This window comes from Streptomyces phaeochromogenes (genome assembly GCF_001418655.1).
Classification (GTDB): domain Bacteria; phylum Actinomycetota; class Actinomycetes; order Streptomycetales; family Streptomycetaceae; genus Streptomyces; species Streptomyces phaeochromogenes.
Window position 1 is genome coordinate 1 of sequence record NZ_LIQZ01000552.1, and the last position, 1,718, is coordinate 1,718.

Below are 1,718 nucleotides of genomic sequence, written 5' to 3' on the forward strand. Positions count from 1 at the left end.
GCGGCGGGGGCGAGAAACTACTCCCCGGGCCACTCCGGTCGGCGCTTCTCGTTGAAGGCCGCCACCCCCTCCGCCCGGTCACCGGAGAACGCGACCGAGCGCCACGCGGCGTCCTCGATCTCCAGACCGGCGCGGAGATCGAGCCCGTGGCCGAGCCGAAGCGCCCGCTTGGCGGCCCGCAGCCCGACGGGTGAGTTGACGGCGATGCGGCCCGCAAGGGCCAGCCCCTCCGCACGGGCCTCCCCCGCGGGGACCAGGACGTCGATCAGACCGAGGTCCGCCGCCTCCGCCGCCTCCACCCGCCGCGCCGAGAAGATCAGCTCAGCAGCCCGCGCCGCACCGACCCGCCGCGGCAGCAACTGCGTACCCCCGCCCCCGGGAATGACCCCGACGGACACCTCGGGCAGCCCGACCACCGCCGTACCGTCCGCCACGATCAGATCGCAGGCCAGGGCCAGCTCGAAACCGCCGCCCAGCGCGAACCCGTGCACGGCGGCGACGGTAGGCATCGGCAGGTCGAGTACGCCGGTGTACGCGGCACGCGCGAGCGGGCGCTGACGGACCAGCTCGGCGTCCGTGAGGGAGTTGCGCTCCTTGAGGTCGGCGCCGACGCAGAAGGCCCGCTCGTGGGTGGAGGTGAGGACGACCGCCCGGACGTCCCGGTCCGCGGCCAGCGCCTCGCACGCGGCGGCGATCGAGCGGGCCATGTCCGTCGACACGGCGTTCATGGCCTTGGGCCGGTCCAGGACGAGCTCGGCGACGTACGACGACGTATGGCGTCGCACCACGACGTACTCCCCGAACCGCTGCTCCGCGGCTTGCTCGGACATGAGGCCCTCCCGGTCACGGTTCACGGTTTACGTTAACGGCGGTTAACTGCTCTGCGTCCCGATCATTCCAGCCGCCCGCCCCAAGGGAAAGTCCCGCCCCGGACCCCTGTTCGCCGCATCAATGTCCCAAATCATTACAAACATACCTAACCTGGAGTGATGGGCGGTGACGATGTGCGGTTGAGGGCCGTGGTGGGGCTGGCGCAGGGCATGGCCGCCGCGCACGCCCCGCGGGAGTCGTGGCGCGCTGCGGCGGCCGGAGCCTGCCGGGCGCTGGGCGGGAGCTTCGCCGCGCTGTCCGTGTGGGAGCGGGAGCTCGGGCGGCTGCGGGTCCTGGCGAACGTGGGGGAGCGGGCCCGGGACGAGGAGGAGTTCCCGGAGGACGAGGCCTATCCCGTGCATCAGTTCCCGGAGATCACGGAGTTCCTGCACGAACGCTGGGTCGGGGGCGGCGGGCCCAACGCCTGGGTGGAGACGGCCGACGGACCGGCCGCGGGGCACGCCGAGTACTGCCATCAGCGCGTCGCCGCCCTGCGCAGGCGTGGCCGCGGGTGCTGTGTCGTCGCGCCGATCGTCATGCACGGTCGCGCCTGGGGCGAGTTGTACGTCGCCCGCCCGGCCGGCGCCCCCGTCTTCGACCGTGCCGACGCCGATTTCGCGACCGTCCTCGCCTCCGTGGTCGCCGCCGGGATCGCGCAGACCGAACGCCTGGAGGAGGCCCGCCGCCTTGCTTTCACCGACGCCCTCACCGGCCTCGCGAACCGCCGTGCCGTGGACATGCGCCTCGACGAGGCCATCGAACGCCACCGCGCCGAGGGCGTGGTCGTGAGCCTCGTCGTCTGCGACCTCAACGGTCTCAAGCGCGTCAACGACACCCGGGGTCATGCC

General features: G+C 72.9%; 2 protein-coding genes. One reads left to right on the plus strand and one right to left on the minus strand.

Translation table 11 applies throughout. The annotated features are described in order from the left end of the window. Positions 1 to 17: 17 nt before the first annotated feature. Complete coding sequence (locus AOK17_RS45480) at positions 18 to 830, minus strand: enoyl-CoA hydratase/isomerase family protein (RefSeq protein WP_055618521.1); 813 nt, start codon at positions 828 to 830, stop codon at positions 18 to 20. A 159-nt stretch (positions 831 to 989) separates the two neighbouring features. Between AOK17_RS45480 and AOK17_RS45485 the strand changes: the two genes are divergently transcribed. Next, positions 990 to 1,718 (plus strand): diguanylate cyclase domain-containing protein (locus tag AOK17_RS45485; protein ID WP_157881546.1); only part of this gene is annotated, 729 nt, incomplete at its 3' end.

What these genes read in the sequence shown, in the direction of transcription:
- AOK17_RS45480 (WP_055618521.1), bottom strand. Translation starts at nt 830, where the DNA reads ATGTCCGAGCAAGCCGCGGAGCAGCGGTTCGGGGAGTACGTCGTGGTG.